23 protein-coding genes and 1 riboswitch are annotated in these 24,386 nt (G+C 35.8%); of the genes, 21 read left to right on the top strand and 2 right to left on the bottom strand.

The window, feature by feature from the left end:
• Window position 1: 1 nt before the first annotated feature.
• The 8 genes from JN09_RS03245 to JN09_RS03210 all read left to right on the top strand — a co-directional run bounded on the left by JN09_RS03245 (window position 2) and on the right by JN09_RS03210 (window position 9,462).
• Window positions 2-1,426 carry a GGDEF domain-containing phosphodiesterase gene (locus JN09_RS03245; protein WP_204432613.1) on the top strand — a complete coding sequence of 475 codons (1,425 nt, stop codon included), beginning with the start codon at window positions 2-4 and terminating at the stop codon, window positions 1,424-1,426.
• 58 nt (window positions 1,427-1,484) lie between these two features.
• Window positions 1,485-1,558: riboswitch (cyclic di-GMP riboswitch) on the top strand.
• A 65-nt stretch (window positions 1,559-1,623) separates the two neighbouring features.
• Complete coding sequence (locus JN09_RS03240) at window positions 1,624-2,343, top strand: hypothetical protein (protein ID WP_204432612.1); 720 nt, start codon at window positions 1,624-1,626, stop codon at window positions 2,341-2,343.
• Between the two features lie 4 nt (window positions 2,344-2,347).
• Window positions 2,348-3,307 (top strand): hypothetical protein, encoded by a 960-nt coding sequence (locus tag JN09_RS03235; RefSeq protein ID WP_204432611.1) that lies wholly within the window; start codon window positions 2,348-2,350, stop codon window positions 3,305-3,307.
• Window positions 3,308-3,349: 42 nt separating this feature from the next.
• Window positions 3,350-4,303 carry a hypothetical protein gene (locus JN09_RS03230; RefSeq protein WP_204432610.1) on the top strand — a complete coding sequence of 318 codons (954 nt, stop codon included), beginning with the start codon at window positions 3,350-3,352 and terminating at the stop codon, window positions 4,301-4,303.
• Window positions 4,304-4,459: 156 nt separating this feature from the next.
• Window positions 4,460-5,179 carry a hypothetical protein gene (locus JN09_RS03225; RefSeq protein WP_204432608.1) on the top strand — a complete coding sequence of 240 codons (720 nt, stop codon included), beginning with the start codon at window positions 4,460-4,462 and terminating at the stop codon, window positions 5,177-5,179.
• 32 nt (window positions 5,180-5,211) lie between these two features.
• Window positions 5,212-6,747, top strand: coding sequence for a hypothetical protein (locus JN09_RS03220; RefSeq protein ID WP_204432607.1), 1,536 nt, complete (start codon window positions 5,212-5,214; stop codon window positions 6,745-6,747).
• Between the two features lie 10 nt (window positions 6,748-6,757).
• Entirely contained in the window at window positions 6,758-8,809 is a 2,052-nt protein-coding gene (locus JN09_RS03215; protein WP_204432605.1) for a DUF2357 domain-containing protein, read from the top strand.
• Window positions 8,810-8,811: 2 nt separating this feature from the next.
• Complete coding sequence (locus tag JN09_RS03210; protein WP_204432603.1) at window positions 8,812-9,462, top strand: signal peptidase I; 651 nt, start codon at window positions 8,812-8,814, stop codon at window positions 9,460-9,462.
• A gap of 244 nt (window positions 9,463-9,706) precedes the next feature.
• Here JN09_RS03210 and JN09_RS03205 read toward each other — a convergent pair whose 3' ends face one another.
• A complete protein-coding gene (locus JN09_RS03205; RefSeq protein ID WP_204432602.1) occupies window positions 9,707-10,321 on the bottom strand; it encodes a TetR/AcrR family transcriptional regulator in 615 nt (204 codons plus the stop codon).
• Window positions 10,322-10,635: 314 nt separating this feature from the next.
• Between JN09_RS03205 and JN09_RS03200 the strand changes: the two genes are divergently transcribed.
• The 11 genes from JN09_RS03200 (at window position 10,636) to phaZ (ending at window position 21,975) form a co-directional block, all read left to right on the top strand.
• Window positions 10,636-11,844, top strand: a complete 1,209-nt coding sequence (locus JN09_RS03200; RefSeq protein ID WP_204432600.1) for an acetyl-CoA C-acetyltransferase — start codon at window positions 10,636-10,638, stop codon at window positions 11,842-11,844.
• A gap of 10 nt (window positions 11,845-11,854) precedes the next feature.
• Window positions 11,855-12,574: a beta-ketoacyl-ACP reductase gene (locus JN09_RS03195; protein WP_204432598.1), complete on the top strand. Its 720-nt coding sequence runs from the start codon at window positions 11,855-11,857 to the stop codon at window positions 12,572-12,574.
• An 86-nt stretch (window positions 12,575-12,660) separates the two neighbouring features.
• Window positions 12,661-13,692, top strand: a complete 1,032-nt coding sequence (locus tag JN09_RS03190) for a 3-oxoacyl-ACP synthase (protein ID WP_204432596.1) — start codon at window positions 12,661-12,663, stop codon at window positions 13,690-13,692.
• 3 nt (window positions 13,693-13,695) lie between these two features.
• Entirely contained in the window at window positions 13,696-14,655 is a 960-nt protein-coding gene (locus JN09_RS03185) for a branched-chain amino acid ABC transporter permease (protein WP_204432590.1), read from the top strand.
• A gap of 2 nt (window positions 14,656-14,657) precedes the next feature.
• A complete protein-coding gene (locus JN09_RS03180; RefSeq protein WP_204432588.1) occupies window positions 14,658-15,695 on the top strand; it encodes a branched-chain amino acid ABC transporter permease in 1,038 nt (345 codons plus the stop codon).
• The gene (locus tag JN09_RS03175) at window positions 15,682-16,767 is read left to right on the top strand and encodes an ABC transporter ATP-binding protein (protein WP_235985170.1); all 1,086 of its coding nucleotides are present in this window, start codon (window positions 15,682-15,684) and stop codon (window positions 16,765-16,767) included. Before JN09_RS03180 ends, JN09_RS03175 begins: the two co-directional genes overlap by 14 nt.
• Window positions 16,767-17,537 carry an ABC transporter ATP-binding protein gene (locus tag JN09_RS03170; protein ID WP_235985169.1) on the top strand — a complete coding sequence of 257 codons (771 nt, stop codon included), beginning with the start codon at window positions 16,767-16,769 and terminating at the stop codon, window positions 17,535-17,537. Before JN09_RS03175 ends, JN09_RS03170 begins: the two co-directional genes overlap by 1 nt.
• Before the next feature lie 45 nt (window positions 17,538-17,582).
• Window positions 17,583-18,893: an ABC transporter substrate-binding protein gene (locus JN09_RS03165; RefSeq protein ID WP_204432585.1), complete on the top strand. Its 1,311-nt coding sequence runs from the start codon at window positions 17,583-17,585 to the stop codon at window positions 18,891-18,893.
• A 64-nt stretch (window positions 18,894-18,957) separates the two neighbouring features.
• The gene (locus tag JN09_RS03160) at window positions 18,958-20,280 is read left to right on the top strand and encodes an acetyl-CoA hydrolase/transferase family protein (protein WP_204432584.1); all 1,323 of its coding nucleotides are present in this window, start codon (window positions 18,958-18,960) and stop codon (window positions 20,278-20,280) included.
• Window positions 20,261-21,082 (top strand): alpha/beta fold hydrolase, encoded by an 822-nt coding sequence (locus tag JN09_RS03155; RefSeq protein WP_204432582.1) that lies wholly within the window; start codon window positions 20,261-20,263, stop codon window positions 21,080-21,082. Before JN09_RS03160 ends, JN09_RS03155 begins: the two co-directional genes overlap by 20 nt.
• 11 nt (window positions 21,083-21,093) lie before the next feature.
• On the top strand, window positions 21,094-21,975 hold the full coding sequence (phaZ, locus tag JN09_RS03150; protein ID WP_204432579.1) for an intracellular short-chain-length polyhydroxyalkanoate depolymerase: 882 nt from the start codon (window positions 21,094-21,096) through the stop codon (window positions 21,973-21,975).
• 39 nt (window positions 21,976-22,014) lie between these two features.
• Here the strand turns inward: phaZ and JN09_RS03145 are convergent, their stop codons facing one another.
• Complete coding sequence (locus JN09_RS03145) at window positions 22,015-22,464, bottom strand: CDGSH iron-sulfur domain-containing protein (RefSeq protein ID WP_204432577.1); 450 nt, start codon at window positions 22,462-22,464, stop codon at window positions 22,015-22,017.
• A 113-nt stretch (window positions 22,465-22,577) separates the two neighbouring features.
• Between JN09_RS03145 and JN09_RS03140 the strand changes: the two genes are divergently transcribed.
• Both JN09_RS03140 and namA read left to right on the top strand, forming a co-directional pair.
• Window positions 22,578-23,279: a GTP pyrophosphokinase gene (locus tag JN09_RS03140; RefSeq protein WP_204432575.1), complete on the top strand. Its 702-nt coding sequence runs from the start codon at window positions 22,578-22,580 to the stop codon at window positions 23,277-23,279.
• Window positions 23,276-24,301: an NADPH dehydrogenase NamA gene (gene namA / locus JN09_RS03135; protein ID WP_204432574.1), complete on the top strand. Its 1,026-nt coding sequence runs from the start codon at window positions 23,276-23,278 to the stop codon at window positions 24,299-24,301. Before JN09_RS03140 ends, namA begins: the two co-directional genes overlap by 4 nt.
• The last annotated feature ends 85 nt before the right edge of the window (window positions 24,302-24,386 follow it).

Genomic DNA, 24,386 nt, shown 5'->3' with positions numbered 1-24,386 from the left:
TATGAACGATATCAATTCGACCACAGCTGTGATTATTTTCTTATTCATTCTATTTGCCACTGGTGTCGTTGCTTATTTCTTATTCATTAGTGTGCGCGAAACCGAACGTCGTTGGAAAGAAGAACGATCTATTATGGTTGAGGGTGTCATTTCGAAGAGTGCAATGAATAGCTTGTTAGCGTCTTATATCTCGAAAATTGGAAAAGACGCGATGTTCAGTATAATTTATGCGGATTTAGATAGATTTTCTGAGATTACACAAGCCTTTGGTGATAAAGAATCAAAAAAAATCATGGATAAACTAACGAAACGTATTCGTAGTGTATTACCAAAAGACTGTAAAGCATCTTTATATGAGAAAGACATTTACATTATCTTTATCCCAATCGATTACGATCAAAGTGATACGCATGAAATCGCTAGACGTATTCAAGAACAAATTAATGAATCGATTACTTTATTTGGATCAACTGAGATCAATTTAACTGCTTCAATCTCAATTGCGTACTTCCCAATGCATGGTGAAACCACTAAACAATTAATCAACTCATTAAAACTAGCAAACTATACTGTTAAAAAAACGGGTGGTAATGCGATTAGACTTTATAACGAAGACATGAGCCAAACAGAAGGAGAGTTCCTCGATTACTATTATCAAATCAAGAATGCTATTTCAAAGAAAGAATTCTTACTATATTATCATCCAATTGTTGATACTAAAAAAGAACAAGTCTATGGGGTAGAAGCGTTATTGAGATGGAACCATCCAGAACACGGACTATTGTCTCCGTTTAAATTCATTAACATCATGGAACAATCCGGTGATATCTATTGGGTTGGACTATGGGGACTTGAATCTCTCATTAAGAGTTATTACGAGTTTAAACAGGTCTATCCGAAAGCAGATATTAAGTTCACATTCAACATCAGTCCTAAACAATTACTTAACGAATCACTTGCGGTGGACTTTCAACGCATATTGAAGAAATATAAGATGAATGCGGAAACAATCATTCTTGAGATCGCTGAGTTTGCTTTATTTGATAAACACGAAGTTGTTATGCAAAACATCTCACAATTAAGACTACTTGGATTCCAATTTGCCGTAGATGGATTCGGTCTAGACTACGCAACACTGGCAAAACTAGAAACAATGCCTCTAGATACAATCAAATTGTCCAAGGAATTTTTAAATGAAGAACACTCATATGTAAAATCTAGATTCGTCAATTTACTTGTTGAGTTCGCGAATAAAAACAATAAGACCATTATTTCTGAAGGTATTGAAAACCGAGAAATGCTTAATGCAATAAATGACTACGGAATCGATATCGTTCAAGGGTTTTACTTTGCTAGACCAATGTCATTTGACTCATTCAAAATCTACTTTAAAGAGACAGACATCAGTAATTTCTTAAAAAAATAACAAAGAAGTTGACATTGATTTAAACTGGTGATATGATATAGGTGTAATAAAAATACAATAATGTAAAAGGCAAAACTAGAGAAATCTAGCGACGCAAAGCTATAGGGCCTTAAATGGTAGCCAGTTGTCATTTCTCATGACAGTTGGCTTTTATTTTTTATAAAGCGACTCATTATGAGGACCAAGGAGGTGTGAGAATGAGACTTTCAACCTTGTTAGGTGTCAAAAAGACAACTTCCATATCGTCAAATATTGTCACAATCGGTGTCATTATATTTGGTCTCTTATCACTGGGCTTTGGGGTTGTTACTTTTTACGGGATGTCAACAGGTACATTTGTTTTATCCAGTAGCGGACAAGCTACACAAAAAGGGATTCAATTATCTGAAGACATTAGTTTTACCAATGGGACATCGAGGTTATATGCAGATCCAAAACCAAATTCGGAAGAAACCACTTACTCTTATCTCAAAATCGAAGAGGCAAGACAAAAAGATGGGACTTACGTGGATAATATGGATGATTACCTCGCGTACACGTTTTATTTAAGAAACTCTGGAAATGAAATGCTTGACCTTGTATACAATATTTCGATTTTGGAGGTCACAGATAACTTGGATGATTACATCAGGTTACTAGTCATTATTGATCACCTCGACGGTAACGTAGAAGAGACCATGTTTATGAAACCAGATCCAGTCGGACACAAAGGGTATCCGAAAGAAGTATTCTTTCCAACAACCAAACTATTTGTATCCGAAAGCTTGATCACAAACGAACGTATCATGATGTTTCAAGTAGGACAAATTAAAAAAATATCTATCTTTATGTGGATAGAAGGATATGACACAGATGAAAACTTCAAAGGTGGAAATATCAAGATCGACATGAAATTTGATATTTTGAATGCAGGGTGATTAGATGCTTAAGAAACTATACATCGTAGTCATTTCAATGACTTTGTTAGTGATAACACTAGCAACCTCAACATTTGCGTGGGTAGCGATTGCTACCTCTAATAGAATCGACGGGATTTCAATGAAAGCCAACTTAGATAGTAACCTAGAGTTCTCACTAGATGGCCTAACTTACAAAAACGAAATTACCACTGAACAAATTAATAGCATCATTAAGGATGCTAAGTTGATGGATTTTACATCCAAAGATGGCTTAATGTTTACTAGTACACCAGTTCCGTTTGTGAATGCAGATTTAAACTTCGATGCCGTTGCAAACAAGAACTACATGTCAATCGAACTATATGTTAGAACAACTAGTACTAGGTATACAGACTTATACCTAATCAACAACGTCAGTTCCAATATAAGTTATGATAACTTACCGAAAAGCGGGACCTATGTCACTTCAAGAGGGGTTAACTTCCGTTCTCCAGTAACTTTCCAATACGGGCCTAGTCAAACAGTATTAGAAGGTGAAACTAGAACATATTATGCGAAAGATTCAATTAGAGTCGCATTGATAGAAGTCCCTATGGATGGAAAAGACCCAATACCAAAATTCATTTGGGATCCTTCCGGTAATCCAGAACGCGGATACGGCAAGCCATATGGTGGGGTTGATTACATCAAGCAATACCATAAATTGAACTTTGATTTACCGAATGATAGCCAGGATGTCATCAATAATCTAACATCATTCACAAGTCTTAATGCTTACAAACCAGATAACGAGAATTCTAAGATACTTTCGCTGCATAAAACTGATATAATGGACTCTGATGGAAGATATTACTCAGTTGGGAAGTTTAGAATTAACATCTGGATAGAAGGCTGGGACGCAGACGCTTTTGATGCGGTATTCAATGACCAAATAATGATGCAGTTTGAGTTTATGACTGCGCTACCGTTTCAAAATGAATAAGGTTTTAATAAAATTAACATAAAACAAACGAGGAGAAAAAAAATGAAAAAATTAACACAAAAATTAGTATTATCTGTTATTACAATGGCGTTAGTTGTAGTTGCATTAGGTACTTCAACTTTCGCATGGTTCACACTTCAAAACACTGCTACATTGGAAGCATTCAATGGACAAGTCACTTCAGGTGAAGGTATTGAAGTATCACTTGGTGATTTTAGTGGTAGTACACAAAGTATTTCGACATCTTCAAGCTGGGTAACAGTCATTACTTCAACACAAATTAAAAACAGATTATCTGAAATGTATGTTGATGGTGTAAATCCACTTAAGTTTTCAGATGTTACAAGTGTAGATGGAAAAAATATAGTCTTAAAAGATGGTTCTACACCAGCTGGTGCTTTAAGCGGGAAATATGTGCAATTTAATCTATATTTTAGATCAAACACTGCAAAAACAATTACCCTAACAGATGCATCTTTTGGAAATACTGCTGCAATTGATTGGCCAGTTGACGTCGATTTTAAGGGTGCGAATGATAATGCCGGTTCAGCTGTGTTGGCATCGGGTTCAACCGTTAAAGTTGCTGCAAGACAAGCTGCTAGAGTATCTGTATTTGGCTCAACAGGTGCAACTTATGAATTATCAGAATCACTTGGCACTACTCCAAGTACAGTTCTTTACAATTCAAATGCGCTCCCATCAGTTTCTTATGCATCAGGCACAGAATTTGGTGCTGCTGCTTACGCAATTGCTAAGGGGAATCCAGTAGCTTATACTGCTCAAACTATCGCTCCAACTTTCAAAATACCAACTGGAAACTCAATCGATTTGGTTACATTGGCTGCACCTGCAGGTGAGTTTGCAGGCTTAACACCTGGTTATTTTTATGGTCAAGTAACAGTCAGAGTATGGATTGAAGGTTGGGATGCAGATGCCTTTGATGCACTTTTTAAAACTAACCTATTTGTCGACTTAAAATTCGGCGTTGCTGCATAATTGTAATAGATTAAGTTTATGAACTAAATGGGTTTGCGAGTATTCGCAAACCTTTATTTTTTGAATAAATCCCACATTTTTGTTTACACTAGATTTACTGTTGTTTTTGTAATATAATATATATAGTTAAAGTCGAGAATAAGGGAGAATCATTAAATGGAAAATTCGAATAAAGGTCTTAAGAAGACGCTTAAAATTGTTGGGAATATTTTATTTTATTTCATAATTGTATTCTTGTTGTTTTTTTCAATCGCGAACTTGCAAGTTAAATCCAACAAAGATGTGGCAAACGTCTTTGGTATAGGATTCATGCCAGTTCTCAGTGACTCAATGGAAGGTAATGAATCTGACTCTTTTAATGAAGGGGATTTACTGATCGTTAGAGTCCTTTCTAAAAATCAAAAAGACAAACTGGAAGGCAAAGATAATGAAATCATAACATTCTATGATTTATCGATTTCCGGGTTGAATACGCATAGAATCAAAGAAATTACTGCTAGTTATGTTATCACTCAAGGAGATAAGGCTGCTGAATCTGCTGAATACGTTGTGGGTGGAGAAAACTCCGGTAAAGACTATCAAATCGTTGATTATGATAACGTAAAAGCTGTGCACTTATTTACAATCCCTGCAATTGGTGCTGTAGTTAACTACTTACAAACACCTGTTGGATTCGCGATTTTCATTATTGCACCAGTGATTATTCTATTAGCATATCAAGGTTATGTGCTCACAAAGACATTACTTGCAGTTAATAAAGAAAAACTTGAAGCTAAGTATGAAATAGATAGACAAACTGCTATGAAAGACTTAGAAGTAGAAAAAGAAAGAATTCGTCAAGAACTTCTTGAGGAAATGAAGAAAGAAAAGAAATAGATTTAAGACTTTACGATAGTTGAGGTAAGACAATGATCGAATTTGCTCGTTATTATGTCGACTTCATTAGGGAATTATTCGCAAATATTGGCAAATTTTTTAAGAGATTTTTTGAGGCATTTGCTGATTTGTTTTTTAATGATATCGCTGATTATATAAGAAAATTAATTATTGCCAGCAACAAGTTTAATGCACTTGACTGGATAATTGCCATAGTAATCCTCGGGATTAATATGATTTTTCTTGTTTTCTTAACACTGAAGGTCTATCAACTATTAAGATCTTATGTTCGCTTTGTAAAAACTGAGATGGACAAAGACGAATTACTCGAAGAAGTTGCCCTTTTAACTCAAAAAACAGTTGAGTTAGCAGATGAAAAGAATAAAATATTAATGCTTAAACTCGGTGGAGCCAGCGTTTCTTCGCAACTTCCATCCAAAGAAAAAGATATCACCAAGAAAGAACAACAACCTACTGGGCCAACTAGATTCCCACGCTTAACTCAAGTGGATGATGAATATCGAAATATGATTACATCCGTTCAAATGACAGCTGAGGATACTGTAGGGTTAACTGAGTTAGTATCTAGATTTATTAATTTCTCAGCATCAAGATTAGGACTCTATTATGATCCTAAAACAATCAGAACTTATTTTGCTGGGATGGCCTCTTCAAAAATACTAATTCTTGAAGGTATCTCCGGTACAGGTAAAACCTCTCTACCATATGCGATGGGAAAATTCTTTGGACATGATTCAGCGATTATATCTGTTCAACCTTCTTGGCGTGATAGAGCCGAAATGATTGGATACTTAAACGAATTCACCAAAAAATTTAATGAAACAGACTTCTTAAAAGAACTGTATGAAGCTACCTATAGAGAAGACTTAAACTTTATCGTTCTAGATGAATTGAACTTAGCTCGTATCGAGTATTACTTTGCAGAGTTCTTATCAATCATGGAAATGCCTAATGAATCTGAATGGAAGATTGATATTGTTTCTGACAAGCAAGCCAATGACCCTAAACATCTACAAGATGGTAAAATACTGGTTCCGCAAAACGTTTGGTTTGTTGGGACTGCCAACAAAGATGACTCGACATTTACGATTACGGATAAGGTATATGACCGTGCTGCATCTATTATCATGAACAATAAAGCTGAGTTCGTTGATGCCCCATATACAGAACACATTCAAATGAGCTATGAGTATTTAGTTCAATTATTCCAATCAGCACAGGAAACCAATGCAATTTCGCCTAAGGCTTTAGATAACCTTGCGAAACTGGATGATTTTATTTCACAAAAGTTTAAGATCACATTTGGTAACCGTATTATGAAACAAATTAAACTCTTTACCCCTGTCTTTATTTCGGCAGGTGGGACAGAGTATGAAGCGTTAGACTACCTTGTAGCACGCAAAATATTGAGAAAGTTCGAAGTCCTTAACTTGCCATTCTTGCAGGATGAAATTAGCGAATTAATTGTATTACTTGATAAATTATTTGGTAAGAATGTATTTAAAGAGTCAATCGCATTCCTAAATGACCTAAAGAAAATGAGTTAGGTGGTATTTGATGAAAAAAAAGAATCAAGACAAATTAACTGAATATTATCAAACACACGAACAAAACATGAAATCTTTGGAGAAGGAACATACTTTTCCAAAGAGTTTTTATGCTAAATTGAATAGTGGTAAAAATACAATCTATCAGAAGAGTATTTCTGAAACAAAAACATTTGATGAAACCTGGATTAAGACGATAGAATCCTATTTTCCAAGTATAGAAAAGATTATTCAAAATCCAAAGTCCAGTCTAAAATACAATGAAGAAGTTGTTGCAATCGAAAAAGCAAAGAAAATACGATCGACATCAATTCGACATTTAGCAAGTCATACTCACTATATCAAGGAAATTAGAGATGGTGTTGTTATGCCTAAAAAGCTTATGGTCGAAGAAGTTGAAGTTAACTATGGAACCTATGAGAATAGATTCATAATGACTTTAATTGATCGTCTTTTTAGTTTTGTCAAATCAAGACACGACTTGATTAAGGATAACATCATCTCTTTCCAAAAGAAACGTTTTAATTACGTTTCTGAATTTGATTTTGGTGATCTCGGTGTAGAAATGAGTTTGGATATGACCTTTAAAGAGGATTTAGAGGACAAATCGATTAATCAGTATAATCATAGTTTGATGACTCGAGTTGAATATCTTACAAAGCGTATATCATCTATCAAGAATTCTCCGTTTATGGAGATGCTTAAAGGTGAGAAAAAAGTCATTCCACCGATTATGCAAACCAATATCATGCTGAAAAATGTAGATTTCAAAAACTGCTATATGCTTTGGTTGTTTTTAGATAAGTACAATACGTTGGCATATGATGTTGCAGTGAAGGAACAAGATCTAAAAGTCTCTTCGCTATATCAAAGTTCTATTGAGCGTTTGGCTTTGAACATGTTCTCTACCATTGCCTATAATCAAGCAATCCATAAAGATGAGTATGATGCAGTACCAACCAAAGAATTTGTCAAAAAAGCATTTAAATACAACTCAATTAGCATTAAAGACACCATAGATAATCCTGAACCAATCGTCGTTGAAGACGAAAGAATCAATCAATTTTACCTTCAGGAGAATTTAAAACTATTTAAGAAGAAGGTCGATGAAGAAATCGATCGCAGTTCCACTTATGAAGTCGGTCTTAAACGTGCACTTCGAGAGACGATTAGTATTTCTAATGCTGTTTTCCAACATCACTTTGAACTAGAGGAAAATGATGATGTCTTCTCAAGATTGGTGAAAGACGAAGACCCTGAAAAACTGTTAATTGACCGAAGAGAAAAGGCAAAAATAGCTAGAATCATAAGAGAAACCAAAGAAGTAGACTATAATAATGCCATCAGATTAGAACGTAAATTAATGAAGGAAATTGAAAATGCAAACCTAAAGCTGCTTCAATCCATGGATGCGAAAGCATTAGAAGATGCTCAAGCATTAGAAGTTGAGATGAAACTAAAAGAAGAAAGAGAACTAGCAAATAAGGAACAACAGATGCTGGCGGATCATCTTCAATTAGTTAATAAGAATCGCGACAATCTTTCATTAGAACGTAAGGAAATTGACGATAGAATTAAAGAAGAACAAGACAAACACGAAAAGAACAATCAGGCTATGCTTGATGCCTTAAGTGAACACTTAAATAAAGGAGTTGAAGCAAAACTTCAAGCCCTTGATAAACACTTCGAACAACAACGACTTGCCATTGAAAAAGAGCATGAAAAAGAAGTGAAACGTCTTCAAAGGGAAGAGAAACAAGCGCTTCAAGAGGCTGAACGAAAGGCGAAAGCCGCCTATCGCCAAGCAGTTATGCAACTGAAAAAGAAACTTAAGCTTGAACAAGAAAAAGCACTTAAAAAGCTCAAACTTCAAAGAGAAAAGGAACAAGAAAAACTCCAAAAGGATTTTGAGAAATTGAAGATTCAGTTGACTAAACGAAAAGAGAAAGAAATCCTTGAAATTGATAAGAATGGGAAAAAAGATATACTTGAACTAAAAAAGAATGGTCTAGAACCAAAAACAGAACCTGTTATGAAACCTAGTCTATTTGATGAGGTATAAGTATGAAGAAAGCTATTAAAGTAGTCTTAAATATTACTACTGTAGTATTCTTCTTATCATCGATCCTCTTATTGGTTATGGGGACAATGGCAGTTCAACAAAATAGATATTTGAAAATATTTGGTCATTCTTATTCAGTTGTTGGATCAGGTTCAATGGAACCGACGATTAAAACAGGTGAATTCATTGTGATTAAGTATGTTGACTATGATACAGTCTATGAGTTGGTTGAAGAAGGAAAACAACCTATAATCGCATTCAAAACAGATAAGAATATAGTTCACCGTGCAATAAGAACTGAAAACGGTAAAATCGTGACCAAAGGGGATAACAATAATTCTGAAGATTCTATAAGAGTAGATTCTACTAATTATGTTGGATTAATAACAACCCACTTTATGCTATTAGATTTGGGGAATATCTCTCTCAATTATAAAAACGTCGTTTTTCTAATAATCACATTACTATTGATCGGAATTCTCATTCATGAATTCATCAGTATCGTAAAAATTCTAAAACTCAAAGCTGAAACAAAAGAACTACAGGCGTTTGAACAGAACAAAGAAAAATGGATAGCTGAAGAAAAAGAACGAATCAAGAAAGAACTAGAAGAAGAGATAAAATCAAAATATAATTCAAATAAGAAGTTATGATATCAAAAAAACACCTAATTGGTGTTTTTTTTAAGTTTAGATACCTATGCTTTACAAAGGGATAGCTGTTTTATTGCTTTTAATAATAATGATATAACTAAATGAATTTCTACAGGGGGTATATTTCATAGTTTGAATCAGCTATAACAAGTTCAGTGTATATTATCGCGATTTTCGTATATTGTGAAAGTGTTTACATTATAAACTATAAACGGTTTCAGTAACATGAACCTTGATTCACAATCTATAAAGATTTATTAAAAATTCCTCTATCTAGAATACTCATTGCTTGATCAATGATATAATCGATTCTTTCTTCAGATATATCATCTTTAAAGATTACTTGAAGACCTAAAAAGTTTGATATTCCCATTAAACAGTAAGACAACGTTTCTAAATCCAGATCATTTCTAAGTTCTGAATTATCGACGTATTTCTTCAAATGTTGGACATAGGAGGACGCGAAAGAGGAATAGTAATCTCTAAAAATTACGAAATCCACGAACAAAGACTCCCATACAATTCTATACGCGAGTGGATCGCGTTTGGCATATAGTATAAACGCTTTAATACCTGCTCGTTCAATATCATATCGATTGCTTAATCCGACTGTTGCTAGAGCACTGGCTTTTCGTATAGACACTTTGTATAAGTCCAAAATATAGAGATAAAGCGCTAATTTGCTATCGAAATGGATATAAAAAGTTCCGGAAGCTATTTTGGACTTAGAAATAATGTCGTTTATCGATGTTGCCTGGAACCCATTTTTTGCAAATAACTTTTTACCTGTATTTACTATTTTATTAAATGTTTTTAGACCGGATGGAGTCTTTGGAATTCTGTATTCTTGTTTGATCATCGTATCACCTAGGTTCATTTTATAGTAAAAAACAATAAAAAACAATCAAATTAGTTTCCTAAGAAGTGTTTTTTAACGGTTAGATATAATCTAAACTTTTTTCTTTAGAGATCTGAAAAATACATCAAAAGCCTTTAATAAAACTAACGATAACGAAATGGTATAAAACCACAAAAAAAGAAGGTGAATAATTATTTTTATGTAAGCGCTTGACATTGTTTTTGAGATAACGTAAAATGAAATCAAGATATGAATGTTTATTCACGTAATTTTTTAGAAGAATCTATGTGACTAATTTCAAGAGGAGGTATGTTATGAGTAAAAAAGTTTATATTGTTGGTGCGAAGAGAAGTCCAATCGGATCATTCTTGGGAACACTAAAAGATATTTCGTTAGCTGACTTAGGTGCGCAAGTATTAAAGCAAGTAATCGAAGATTCAAATATTCCAAAGAATGAAATCGATGAAGTCATTGTTGGTAACGTTATTCAAGCAGGACTTGGACAAAACATTGGTCGTCAAGTTTCTGTCAAAGCTGGTATTTCTGAAGAGGTTCCTGCATACACAGTTAATATGGTTTGTGGAAGCGGTATGAAATCTGTCATGAATGCATTTATGGGAATTCAGTCCGGATTTGCAAATCTAGTGGTTGCTGGTGGTGTTGAATCCATGAGCGGTGCACCATATGTAGTTACATCTAACATTAGAAATGGTGTTAAAATGGGCGGATTACAACTGGAAGATACCATTTTAAGAGATGCTTTACACGACTCATTTACGCCAGGCATGCACATGGGTATCACAGCTGAGAATATTGCACACAAGCATTCTCTAACTCGTGAGGAACTAGATGCATTTGCACTTGAATCTCAGCGTAAGGCTATTCAAGCTAGTGATTCAGGACGTTTTAAAGATGAAATCGTTCCAATCGAAATCAAAACTAGAAAAGAATCAATTGTATTTGATAAGGATGAATATCCAAACAGACAAACAAACGCAGATAAAATGGCTAAATTAAGACCAGCATTTAAACCTGATGGTATTGTGACTGCAGGTAGTTCATCTGGTATTAATGATGGTGCAAGTTTCGTCATCTTAGCTTCTGAAGAAATGGTTAAGAAGCATAACTTAGAAGTCATTGCAGAACTCGTTGCTGTAGGACAAGGTGGGGTAGATCCTAATTTCATGGGTTTAGGTCCAGTTCCTGCTGTTAAAGACGTTCTTGATAGAGCAAATATGAAGTTAGAAGAAATGGATTTAGTTGAGCTTAACGAAGCATTTGCTTCTCAAAGCTTAGGTGTAATCAATGAATTAGTTCTAGCTCATAAAGTAGACAAAAAAGAATTCTTAGAAAAAACAAACGTCAATGGTGGTGCAATCGCCCTTGGACATCCAGTTGGGGTTTCAGGCAACCGTATCATCGTAACATTGGCACACGAACTTAAAAAACAAAACAAGACTTACGGTTTAGCAAGTCTTTGCATCGGTGGCGGCATGGGAACAGCAGTCATCATAAAACGATAAGGAGAATAACATGAAATTACAAGGTAAAGTAGCAGTCATCACTGGTGGCGCTAAAGGTATTGGTATGGAAATTGCAAAAGCTTTTGCAAAAGAAGGCGCAAAAGTTGTTGCAGCAGATATGGGCGAAATGGCTTATGAATGTGAAAACGTGTTTTATAAGAAATTAAACGTCACTGATTCAGAAGGATGCAAAGTATTCTTTGATGAAGTAATGGCAGAATTTGGTCACATCGATATTTTGGTTAATAACGCAGGTATCACAAAAGATGCTATGACTCGTAAAATGACTGATGAACAATGGGATGCAGTTATCAATGTTAACCTTAAAGGGGTATTTAACTTAACTCGTCATGTTGGACCACAAATGGAAAACCAAGGTTCAGGATCAATCATCAACATTTCAAGCGTAGTTGGTGTATTCGGTAATATCGGACAAGCAAACTATGCAGCTACTAAAGCAGGTGTTTTAGGGTTAACTATGACATGGGCTAAAGAATTTGCAAGAAAAGGTGCTGCAGTTAGAGTTAACGCAATCGCTCCAGGTTATGTTATGACTGACATCTTAAAGACTGTTCCACAAGAATTACTAGATGGTTTTGCTAAATTAACTATGCTAGGCCGCCTAGGACAACCAGAAGAAATCGCGAAAGTAGCATTATTCTTAGCGAGTGATGATGCTTCATATATTACAGGACAAACCATTAATGTTAATGGCGGTATGCGCTTATAATAGCTTGAAATCTTGCCAAACAAGTCGTTTGGCTTGATTCATGTCTCACGCACGCGTACACTAACAATTGAAAAGAGGAATTTATTATGAAACCAACTGTAGGAATTGTAGGTACAGGGATATATTTACCAAAGGGTAGGATGACTGCTAAGGAAATTGCCGATCAAACTGGTGGTATCTGGTCAGAAGACGCAATCATTCAAAAACTTGGTATTGTCGAAAAAATCGTACCTTTTGATAATGCAACTGATGGAACTCAAGAAATGGGTGCCCTAGCTGCTCTAGATTGTTTAAAAAACACAGGAGTCGATCCAAAAGAGATTGATGTCATCTTGTGTGTTACAGAAGAATGGAAAGAATACCCATTAACCACTTCAGCACTTTACGTTCAAGATCGAATTGGTGCTGTAAATGCTTGGGGTATTGACGTTCAAAACAGATGCTGTACAACAGTATCAGCCTTAAAAATGGCTAAAGATATGTTAGTTGCCGACGATGATGTACATACCGTCATGGTTGTTGGTGGTTACCGCAACCTAGACTTCGTAGATTACAGCGATAAAAACATGTCAATGATGTACGACTTAGCTGCAGGTGGTGGTGCCATCATCCTTAAGAAGAATTATGGCAAGAATGAACTATTAGGTTCACACATCATCGGGGATGGGTCATTATCAAGAACCGCGGGTGTTGAAATTGGTGGTATCTGCAACCCTCTAACTAAAGATAATCTTGAAGAGTCTAAAAAATCATTACGTTTAATGGACCCAGTTAAAATGAAAAATAGACTAAACGAAGTATCCATGCCAAACTGGTATAAGTGTATTAATGAATCACTTCGAAAATCCAATTTCTCAAAAGAAGATTTCTCTAAGGACGGATTCTTAGCAATACTACATATGAAACGTTCTGGTCACTTGTCATTATTACAAGATTTAGGTCTAAAAGAAGAACAATCGATTTATTTGGAAAACTATGGACATATCGGCCAAATTGACCAAATCTTATCACTTCACTTAGCACTACAATCTGGACAAGTTAAAGATGGCTCCATCGTATGTATGTTAGCAGCAGGTATCGGTTATGTATGGGCAGCTAATGTCATAAGATGGGGGTAAACCATGTCATTCTTTATTGATATTTTCATCTCAGGGTTCTTACAAAGCGCGCCTCTTGTGCTTGCCACATTCGCGATTGTATTAATCTTTAAAACGTCATTTACTACCAACTTTGCGCAAGGGATGATTGGTACGGTTGCGGCATTTGTTACAACCTACATCATCATGCCAATCCCAGATATTCAAGGAAATGTGGCTTCACCATCATTTTTAGAATATCTAGTGGCCATTTTAGCTGGTATTACTGTTAGCTTTATTTTCTCAATGATTATCGATGTTTTAATATTTAGGCATTCCAGATACTTAAATCCAGTAGGAAAACAAATCATTACAATGGGTGTTGTATTGGTAATTACTGGGGTATTACCTATATTATTTGGGATTTCAGACCGTTCATTACCAAGAATAGGTAGAAATCTTGAAGATACTTTCTTAGGAGATGTTCTATTAGGGATCTCTAAAGGGTTCAAAGCCATCGGTGTCAACGTTGGAATACACGTATTACTAGGCTTCATAATCAGTTTTCTTTTAATCTCAGTAATATTCATAGCACTTAAGTATACTAAATGGGGGCTTGGCGTTCGTGCTACAGCATCAAATGAAAAAGTTGCTAGCATGATGGGGGTCAACACAAAGTTCATTACGGCTATGAGCTGGGCGATTGCAGGTGGACTTGGAGCAGTTGCGGCAATTTTAATCTCTTCAAACAAGGGATCATTCGGAAACGTAACCACTTACTTCATGATTTCTGTTCAAGTTCAAGCATTCTTTGCGGCAATCTTAGGTGGATTCTCAACATTCTATGGACCAGTTGTTGGTGCAATCATTTTCTCAATATTGAATAACCTCTTCGGTGTTTATTTCAATCCATGGGGAACAACAGTCCTATATTTGACAATTATGACAGTCGTCTTATTCAAACCACTTGGGTTGTTTGGTAAGAAGATAGCGAAGAAGGTGTAGATATGGATAAAATACTAACAGTCATTAAAACTAAGTTAAAAAATCCTCTATACCAATTCATACTATTTGGATTATTGATGATTTTACTACCAGTCCTTTCACCATTCTTAAGTGTTACAACTGTCGATGCATTAGCTAAAACACTCGTATACTTCATTGTTGCACTTGGATTCTCACTATTGATTGGTTATGGTGGATTGGCTTCATTAGGTACTTCATCCTTTATTGCAATAGGAACATTCGTTGCCTATGCAGGGATTAACGTATTTGAATTACCGTTCTTATTAACCATTTTACTAGGTGTTGTCATTGCGATATTGTTCGGGTTAATCTTTGGGGTTGTATCACTTCGTATTGAAGGGATGTACCTTGCGATTGTAACACTTGGTCTTTCTGAGATCATGATTGAACTGTTTAAGAACTTTGACAAGTTTACTGGTGGGGTTTCAGGAACCACTTCAAAAGCTATCGAAATGTTTGGGTTAAGACTAACCTCAACTGAAACGCTCTATTTAGTCATTATTGCGGTTGTAGTAGCAATGATATTAACTTACAACCTGATTAACAGCCCATTTGGACGTGCATTGCTTTCAATCAAAAACAATGATTCAGCAGCACAAGCCATGGGGATTAGCATTATTAAGTACCGTTTGATTGCATTCATTGTTTCAACAGTTTATGCAGTAATCGGTGGAATTCTTTACATGGGATATATCCGATTCTCTATGGGATCTACCTGGGGACTAGCGATTTCTCTTAACATCCTAGCGGCAGTAGTCGTTGGTGGAGCTAAATCGATTTGGGGTGTATTACTAGGTACATTTATGATTTTCGGTATGGATTTGATTCTGTTTAAGAATATTCCATTCCTAGCGGATTCTAAGTTTGCGAATTTATCATTTGTAATCAGTGGGATATTAATTATCGTGGTAACGATGTTCTATCCAAACGGACTAGCAGGATTAATTAACGAACTTAAATTCAAGATAAAAAAACTAAAAATGAAGAAGAAGGTGGCAAAAGAACATGAAGAACAATAATAAAATGCTCTTAAGCTACTACAATCAACGTTTAGTAAGACTTGAAAAGAAAAGCAGTTATTACAAATTATATGGTGGAAAAAATCAGGCTAAGCAATTAGCAAGATTAGAAAAACAAATCACACGTTTAGAAGAAAAAGTCAATCAACTGACTCAAGTTCAAAAACAAGTGATTGATAAGCGCATCTTAGAACTTGAAAGCTTGATTAAGACTACTGAACTTGAGAGTACTAAGAAAGAACTCTTAAGTGAACTAGATTCATTAAAAGCTAGAGAGTCGTTACTAACAGATCAAAAGCATGTGCTGTCTTTATCACACTTAACAATGAAGTTTGGTGGGTTAAAAGCCGTGGATGACTTAAGCTTTGTCGTTAACCGTGGAGAAATATTTGGTCTAATTGGACCAAACGGTGCGGGTAAAACTACAGTATTCAACTGTATCACTCAGTTCTATAAACCAACATTTGGCGCAGTTTACTACACAAACCGTCACGGTGAAGTTGTAAACTTAACGGACTATAAAGTACATAACATTATAGATTTAGGAATCGCGAGAACATTCCAAAACGTTGAACTAGTATGGGAATTATCTGTAATGGATAACCTACTAGTGGGCGCTCACTCATTATTTACATCTGGATTCTTCACACAATTATTCCATTTGCCAAAAATGAAAAAAGAAGAAACCTTACTAAGGAATAAAGCGTTGGAAATCATTGAATCATTAGGGTTAACCCCTTTTAAAGACATGATTCCATATGGTCTACCTTATGGTGTATTGAAGAAAATCGAATTAGCCCGTGTCTTAATGACCAATCCAAGTTTAATTATCTTGGATGAACCAGCAGCGGGATTAAATGATTCAGAAACTAAAGAACTTGCACATACAATCAAAGAAATCAAGAACAAATACAACTTGACCATTATTCTTGTCGAACACGATATGGAACTTGTTATGGATATTTGTGACAGAATTTGTGCAATGTCATTTGGACAAAGACTCGCAATCGGAACACCTCAAGAAATTCAATCGAACAAAGATGTTCAAGTTGCGTATTTAGGAGGCGAATGATGCAAACTTTAGAGATTAAAGACTTAGTCATTGACTATGGCATCATCAAAGCCATTAAAAATGTCAATTTGAAAGTGGATAAAGGGACCATTGTTGCCATTCTAGGTGCCAATGGTGCAGGTAAAACAACACTCATTAAATCCGTATCAGGAGCCGTTAGAGTATCTTCAGGTAGTATTCTTTACAAGGGTGATAACATCACAAACAAAGATGCGCACATCATTGCAAAAAAAGGGATTTTACAATCTCCTGAAGGTAGAATGATTTTAAGAGGATTAACCGTAGAAGATAACTTATTGGTTGGGGCATACTCGCTTAAATCCTTAAAGCAAACTGTGATGGTGAATGGGGTTGAAACCACAAAAACCATCGGTAAAAAAGAGCGTATCGCTAAGTTACTAGAAGCAGTTTACGGTTATTTTCCAGTCTTAAAAGAAAGAAAGAAACAACAAGCTTCCACTTTATCAGGTGGTGAACAGCAAATGTTAGCAATAGGTAGAGCCTTAATGGGAGACCCAGAGTTACTATTACTCGATGAGCCATCCCTAGGATTGGCACCACTTATTGTAAGAGACATTTTTGAAATCATCACAAAGATTAAAGAATCCGGAAGATCCATCCTAATCGTTGAACAAAATGCTTATCAAACGCTAAAGATTGCGGACTATGCATACGTTCTTGAATTAGGAAAGATTAAGATTGAAGGTAAGGCACACGAGTTATTATCGAATGATGAACTAGTGAATGCGTACCTTGGACAAAAGAAATAAGGGACTTTTCCACTCAGTGGATAAAAATAAAAAAGGAGAATAGAAATGAGAAAATTAGTATTATTACTAGTAGTTGCGCTTCTTGGCATATCACTTGCAGCATGTAATGGCTCAAGAGAAATCAAAGTTCAAGGTGTTACAGCTACAGAAATCAAAGTCGGAAACACAGCTTCAAAAACTGGTGCATTCGCGGCAGTAGGTGTACCTTTCAGTGCAGCAATCGAGGCTGTATTTGAAGAATACAACAAAACTGAAGGCGTCGTTCAAAAGATTAAATACATCACATATGATGATGCAACTGATGCTTCAGTTGGTCAAACTAACACTAAAAAGTTAATTGAAGAAGACAAAGTATTCGCAATCGTTGGACACGTTGGAACAGGTACAGTTGGTGCAACATTACCATACATTCAAGAAAAAGGTGTACCAATGGTTTATGCGGCAACAGGTATCAATGATCTATATTTTGAAAAAGCTGAAGGAAATCCAATTTTCGCAGTTCAACCAATCTATAGAACTGACGGTAGAATCGCTTATGCAAGAGCAACTAACGAAGCTATCTTTGGAGCAAACAGAGATCAAAAATTAGCAGCTAACGCTAAGATTGGTGTATTATACACTAATGATGATGCGGGTAAGTCAATTCTTGCTGGTATTCAAGACGAAGCTAAATTAGCAAAGAATGAAGCTAACTTAATCGTTAAATCATTCTTATCAGACACTGTTGAATCAGTAGTTAAATCAATGTTAGATAGCAATCCAGATGTAATCATCGTTGCTGGTAACCAATTACCATTTAACGAAGCTTTAATCGCGCTTGATGACAACGACAACACTAAACCAGTTATCACTTCATACGTTAATACTAACGCATCAAGTATCACTGTTAGACCTTACGGTTTTGACATTTATGGTTCAGCTTGGATCGACATCATTGACCCTCAAGGTCTATATGGTTTCTCACAAGCTTATTGGGATTTCGTCGCAACTATGACAGCTGCAGGCTATGGTAATCCAAATGCTGCTGACAACTATACTGCAAACGCATTCGCAATGGCTGGTTATGTAGCCGCTAAAGTATTCTTAGCAGGTTTAGCTAACGTTGAAGGTGAATTAACATTCAAATCATTCATCACAGCTATGGAATCAAAACCAATCCAAGTTCCAATGGGTGGACAAATTGACTTCTCTGAAGGCAAACGTTGGGGTATTAGCTCAATGGCACTTTCTAAATTAGTGTACACTCCTGCAGTCGCAGACAATCCAGATACAGAAGCAAATGAAGCAAAAGCAGCTTCACATGCATTTATCAAAGTTAGAAACATCGAATCACTAGATCAAATTAAAGCAAAATAAGTTAAAATTGGGATTAAGGGAGCATTGTGCTCCCTTAACACCTTAACTTGAAAGAAGGGTCAATATGAAACAAGCAAAATACATTACTGTAGAAGAAATGATTGATTTAGTTAATCCACAAGACGAAATTGTCGTTGGAATGGCTGCTAATGAACCACAATTGTTTATGTCCAATCTTCACCTAGCTGCAGATAGAGTAGAAAAAGTCACAGTTACAAACTGCTTACCTATCTCTAATGCAGATTTCTTCATTGAAGAAAAATACCGTAGTAAATTCAATCTTGATGGTTGGTTTTATACTAACGTATTAAGAAAAGTACATCCTCATGGCAATATCTCGTTTATCCCAAACCACTTGCATTTAGCTGGCTATAAACGTTTATTTTATAAAAAACCTAGACTGTTCATTACCTCAGCAAGTATGCCTGATGAACATGGTTATGTGTCATTGTCAACTTCAAACGTTTATGAAAAGCAAATGGTTGAAGCTGCAGAAATCGTCATTTTGGAAGTTAATCCTAACTTTCCAAGAACGATTGGAGACCTTGAAGTTCATCTAAGTGACGTGGATTATTTGGTTAAAGCTGATTATCCAGTCCCAACCATTCCAGATGCTGAACCTAATGAAAAAGATATGATTATCGGTAGACAAATTGCTGATATGATTAACGATGGCGATACCATTCAATTAGGAATTGGTGGTATGCCAAATGCCGTAGCTAAGTCCTTATACGGAAAAAAAGATTTAGGTATTCACACTGAAATGTTCACAAATGAAATGATGAACTTGATTAAAGCTGGCGTTATCAATGGTAAAAAGAAAACTCTACACAGAAACAAGCATGTTGCATGCTTCGCGTATGGTACTAAAGAGCTTTACGACTTTATCAACAATAACCCAAGCTGCTGGATTTTAGATGGTAAGTATGTTAATGATCCCGCTGTTATCGGATTAAATGATAATCAAGTTTCAATCAATAGTACAATCGAAATTGATTTATCTGGACAATGCTGTTCAGAATCCATTGGAACCCAACAGTTCTCAGGAACTGGTGGACAATCAGATACTGCTGTTGGCGCACAAAACTCCAAAAATGGCCGTAGTTTTATCGCGCTTTACTCAACTGCAATGGTTAAGAACCCAGCAACAGGTGAAAGGGAAGAAGTTTCCAAGATTGTTACAATGTTAAAACCTGGGGCAGCTGTGTCACTATCTAGAAATGACGTCGACTATGTCGTTACTGAATATGGTATGGTTTCCCTAAGGGGCACCAATATTAGAGAACGCGCTAAACTCTTGATTTCAATCGCCCATCCTAAATTTAGAGAACAATTAACACAAGAAGCAATAAAGGCCGGCTATTTACATGAGTTATATCTCGATTAATAATAAAAAAGTATATTACGAAGTTGAAGGCGAAGGATTGGCGATTGTCCTACTAAATGGTATAATGATGTCAACTAAAAGTTGGCAACCTTTCGTAAATAGCCTTACAGCGAATAATAAACTGATACGTATCGACTTTTTTGATCAAGGACAATCTGAAAAATTGGTTGGAGAGTCTTATACACACGCGATTCAAGTGGATGTTGTTAAAGAAGTAATTGACCACTTAGGTCTCGATAAAGTATCTATCATAGGCATATCTTATGGTGGAGAAATCGCTATTCAATTCGCAATTAAGTATCCAGAAAATGTCGATAGACTCGTATTATTTAACACAGCAGCATATACAAGTCCTTGGTTAAAAGACATTGGGCGTGCTTGGATTGCGGCTGGAAGAACGAGAGACGGAGAAGCTTATTACAATACAGCTATCCCTGTCATTTATTCTCCGATGTATTATGAATCACATAAAGGCTGGATGGACAAAAGAAAAGAAGTTCTTGTCCCTGTTTTCTCAAATGAACTATTCCTTAATCAACTTGAACGACTCACATTATCGAGTGAATCATTTGATGTGAAAGATAAACTTAAATTGATTGAAGCTGAAACTTTAATCGTTGCTGCAGAAGAAGATTACTTAACACCTGTTGCGAACCAGGAGTATTTAGCATCCAATATTAAAAATAGTCACCTAATTAAAATACCTGGAGCAGGACACGCCTCAATGTATGAAAAACCATTATTGTTTACTGCCCTTTGCTTAGGCTTTATAAACACAAAGGATAAAACATATTCAATATAGGAGGATTTATAGTGGAAAAGAAACGACTCACTTTGAAAAACGGAGAGACTTATGCTTATTTAGAACAAGGCATGGGCGACAAAACAGTTCTCTTGATTCATGGAAATTTATCATCTTCAGTGTATTACAAGCCTTTATTCGAACGTTTTCCGGACTCTATTCGTGTAATAGCACCAGATTTAAGAGGTTTTGGCGATACAAGCTATCAAAACCCATTCAACAGTTTGAAAGAACTTGCGACAGATCTTCAACTTCTATTGTCAGAGTTGAAAATAGATAAAGCAGTTTTAGTTGGTTGGTCTCTTGGTGGTGGAGTTGCAATGGAATTTGCAGCACGATATCCAAAATCAACAGAAAAGTTAGTACTCATTAACTCAACGACTCATAAAGGGTATCCAATCTTTAAAAAGGATCAAAACAACGCACCAATTCTGACTGAAGGTTATCATTCGAAAGAAGATATGGCAAAGGATCCAATCCAAGTCAAACCCATATTAGAAGCTTTAGCTACTGAAAATGCATTTTTCATGTCGTATATCTATGATTTGACAATTTATTCAAATCAAAAACCAAGTCCAGAAGATGCTAAATTATACATCTCGGAGACATTAAAACAACGTTGCTTGGTAGATGCTGACTATGCTTTAGCTTGTCTAAACATGTCTGATATGAATAACTTGTACACAAAAGGTGACAATACGATTAATAACATTCATACGGATGTATTGATGTTTTGGGGGAATCTAGATAAGACAGTTCCTGAATACATGGTATTAGATAACCTTAAAGCTATCCCGCATGCGAAATATGTCAAGTTTGAAGACTGTGGTCATTCACCATTAGTAGACAAACCAGATGAATTAGCACTAGAAATTCTTAAATTCATAGCATAAAAAATGCCTCAACAAGTCATCCTTGTTGAGGCTTTTATCTTATTTATCATTATATCCGATTGCTTGGTGTGTACCGTCGCAAAATGGCTTATTTTTGGATGCGCCACAGCGACACAACGATACTTTCGGTTTTTGTTCATAATGGGTATCACCATCATAAACCTTGACATCTCCACTAACTGAAAGTGGACCAGAAACACCTTTAATTTCATTTTGCATTACTGCGATTTCTGGATCATTTATCATATGGTCTGTTTGCTTTCCATATGGTGCTTGAAGGGTTCCATCAAAAAAGGTTTTGTGTGTTCCATCGCAGTATGGAGCATTTTTACTCTTTCCACAACGGCATAAATATGTCGTTTCAGCATTAGGATAATCCTTAATCTTTACCACTTCAGTCTTACCATCTACAACAGTAAGTTTCTTTTCAGTTAATGGAATTCTACCAATAACTTTGTAAGGACCGTCTTTCATTATTTCAATTTTCATAGTACTACCTCCTTATAATCATTATACATCGTAAAAGAATTTTCGAACCACATTTATTTATAAATGTATGTTTCTTTGTTATAATATAGATAGAGGAAGGCGAGGTACTAGCAATGTCAGCAGAATTTGAAAAAAACCTGTTTACAGAAATGTCTATTCAACCCCCTGTCGAATTTCAAGATAGTAAAGATGAATATAAAAAACTCATGATGGCATATTACGCAGCAATGAGAGAAGTTCAGACGAAATTCGAAATCTTAAATGACGAGTTAAACTTAAGACACAGCCGAAATCCGATTGAGTTTATTAAAGTAAGAATTAAAAAAAGCCAAAGCATTTTGGATAAATTGAGTAGATACGGGCTAGATAAGACACTTGATAACCTTAAGCAAATTAATGATATCGCCGGTGTACGTATTGTATGTACTTACGTAGACGATATATACGAGATTGCCAACATGTTTGTTAGACAAGATGATGTCACACTTGTTCAAATCAAAGATTATATCAAAAAACCAAAGCCCAACGGCTACAGAAGCTTGCACTTGACCATTGAAATACCGGTCTATTTTAGCGATTCTAAGCGAAAACTTCGTGTAGAAGTGCAAATTAGAACGATTGCGATGGACTTTTGGGCAAGTCTTGAACATGATATGAAATATAAAAAAGACTTAGATATATTACCAGCGCTAAAAGAAGAGTTGAAACAATGTGCAGAGGTTATTGCTGATACAGACATCCGTATGCAAAAGATCAAAAATAGATTGGATGAAGGTAATCAAGCTCCTATAGAAAAGAGTGAGAATAGCTTATGATAAATGTGTTTACACCCCTTACAATTAAGGACTTAAAACTAAAAAATCGCATCGTAATGCCTCCCATGTGCATGTATAGCAGTGATGATACGGGAATGGCAACTGACTTTCATGTTGTTCACTACGCCACAAGAGCCATTGGACAAATTGGGTTGATTTTCGTTGAGTCCACGGGCATCGAACCGGATGGCAGAATCACCAGTAACGACTTAGGTATTTGGGAAGAAGATCACGTTAAAGGTTTACGATGGATTACTAAGCAAATTCATGCTCACAATGCCTATGCGGGCATTCAAATCAATCATGCAGGCAGAAAATCCAAGGCTGCACTTGTTAAAAAAGCCCCAAGCGCGATTGCATTTGGGGAGTATGAAGAGCCAAAAGCACTTACCGTCGACGAAATTAAAGATATTATTGAATCCTATAAGAACGCTGCACGACGTGCAAATGAGGCCAATTTTGATGTATTAGAAATTCATGCAGCTCATGGCTACTTAATTCACGAGTTCATTTCACCATTATCCAATACTAGAACTGACGCCTATGGTGGGTCTATGCATAATAGAAGTCGTTTCCTACAAGAAGTCATTGACGCGGTTCGCTCAGAGTGGCCACAAGATAAGCCTATTTCGCTTAGAATTAGCGCTGAAGATTACGTTAAAGAGGGCATTCATCCTCAAGAATGGGCAGATATCATCAAGACTTTACCAAGAGGTTCCATCGACATTGTTCATGTCTCCTCGGGTGGACTTGTACCATTTAAGATAGATGATTATCCGGGCTATCAATTAAGTTTTGCTAAAAAGATTAAAAAAGAAACAGGATTGATCGTCATTGCAGGTGGACTTATTGAAGATCCAATTATGGCAAATGGAGTTTTAGAGTCCAACGAAGCAGACTTAATCTACTTTGGACGTCTTTCACTAAGAGATCCTTACTTCCCATTAAGATTTGCAAGTCGTCTTCGAGAAACCATTGAATGGCCAGAACAATATATTAGAGCCAATAAGAACATGAACTAAAGCCATTTAGAATCCTACTAAATAGGCTTTTTTTCTTGCATTTAATCCAATGTTGATGTATGATATTACTGTACCCCCTAGTGGG

The sequence above is a fragment of the Paracholeplasma morum genome (assembly GCF_016907055.1).
GTDB classification, from domain to species: Bacteria; Bacillota_I; Bacilli_A; order Acholeplasmatales; family UBA5453; genus Paracholeplasma; species Paracholeplasma morum.
The sequence above is the reverse complement of the archived record's forward strand: the minus strand, read 5'-3'. Positions and strand labels throughout refer to the sequence as shown.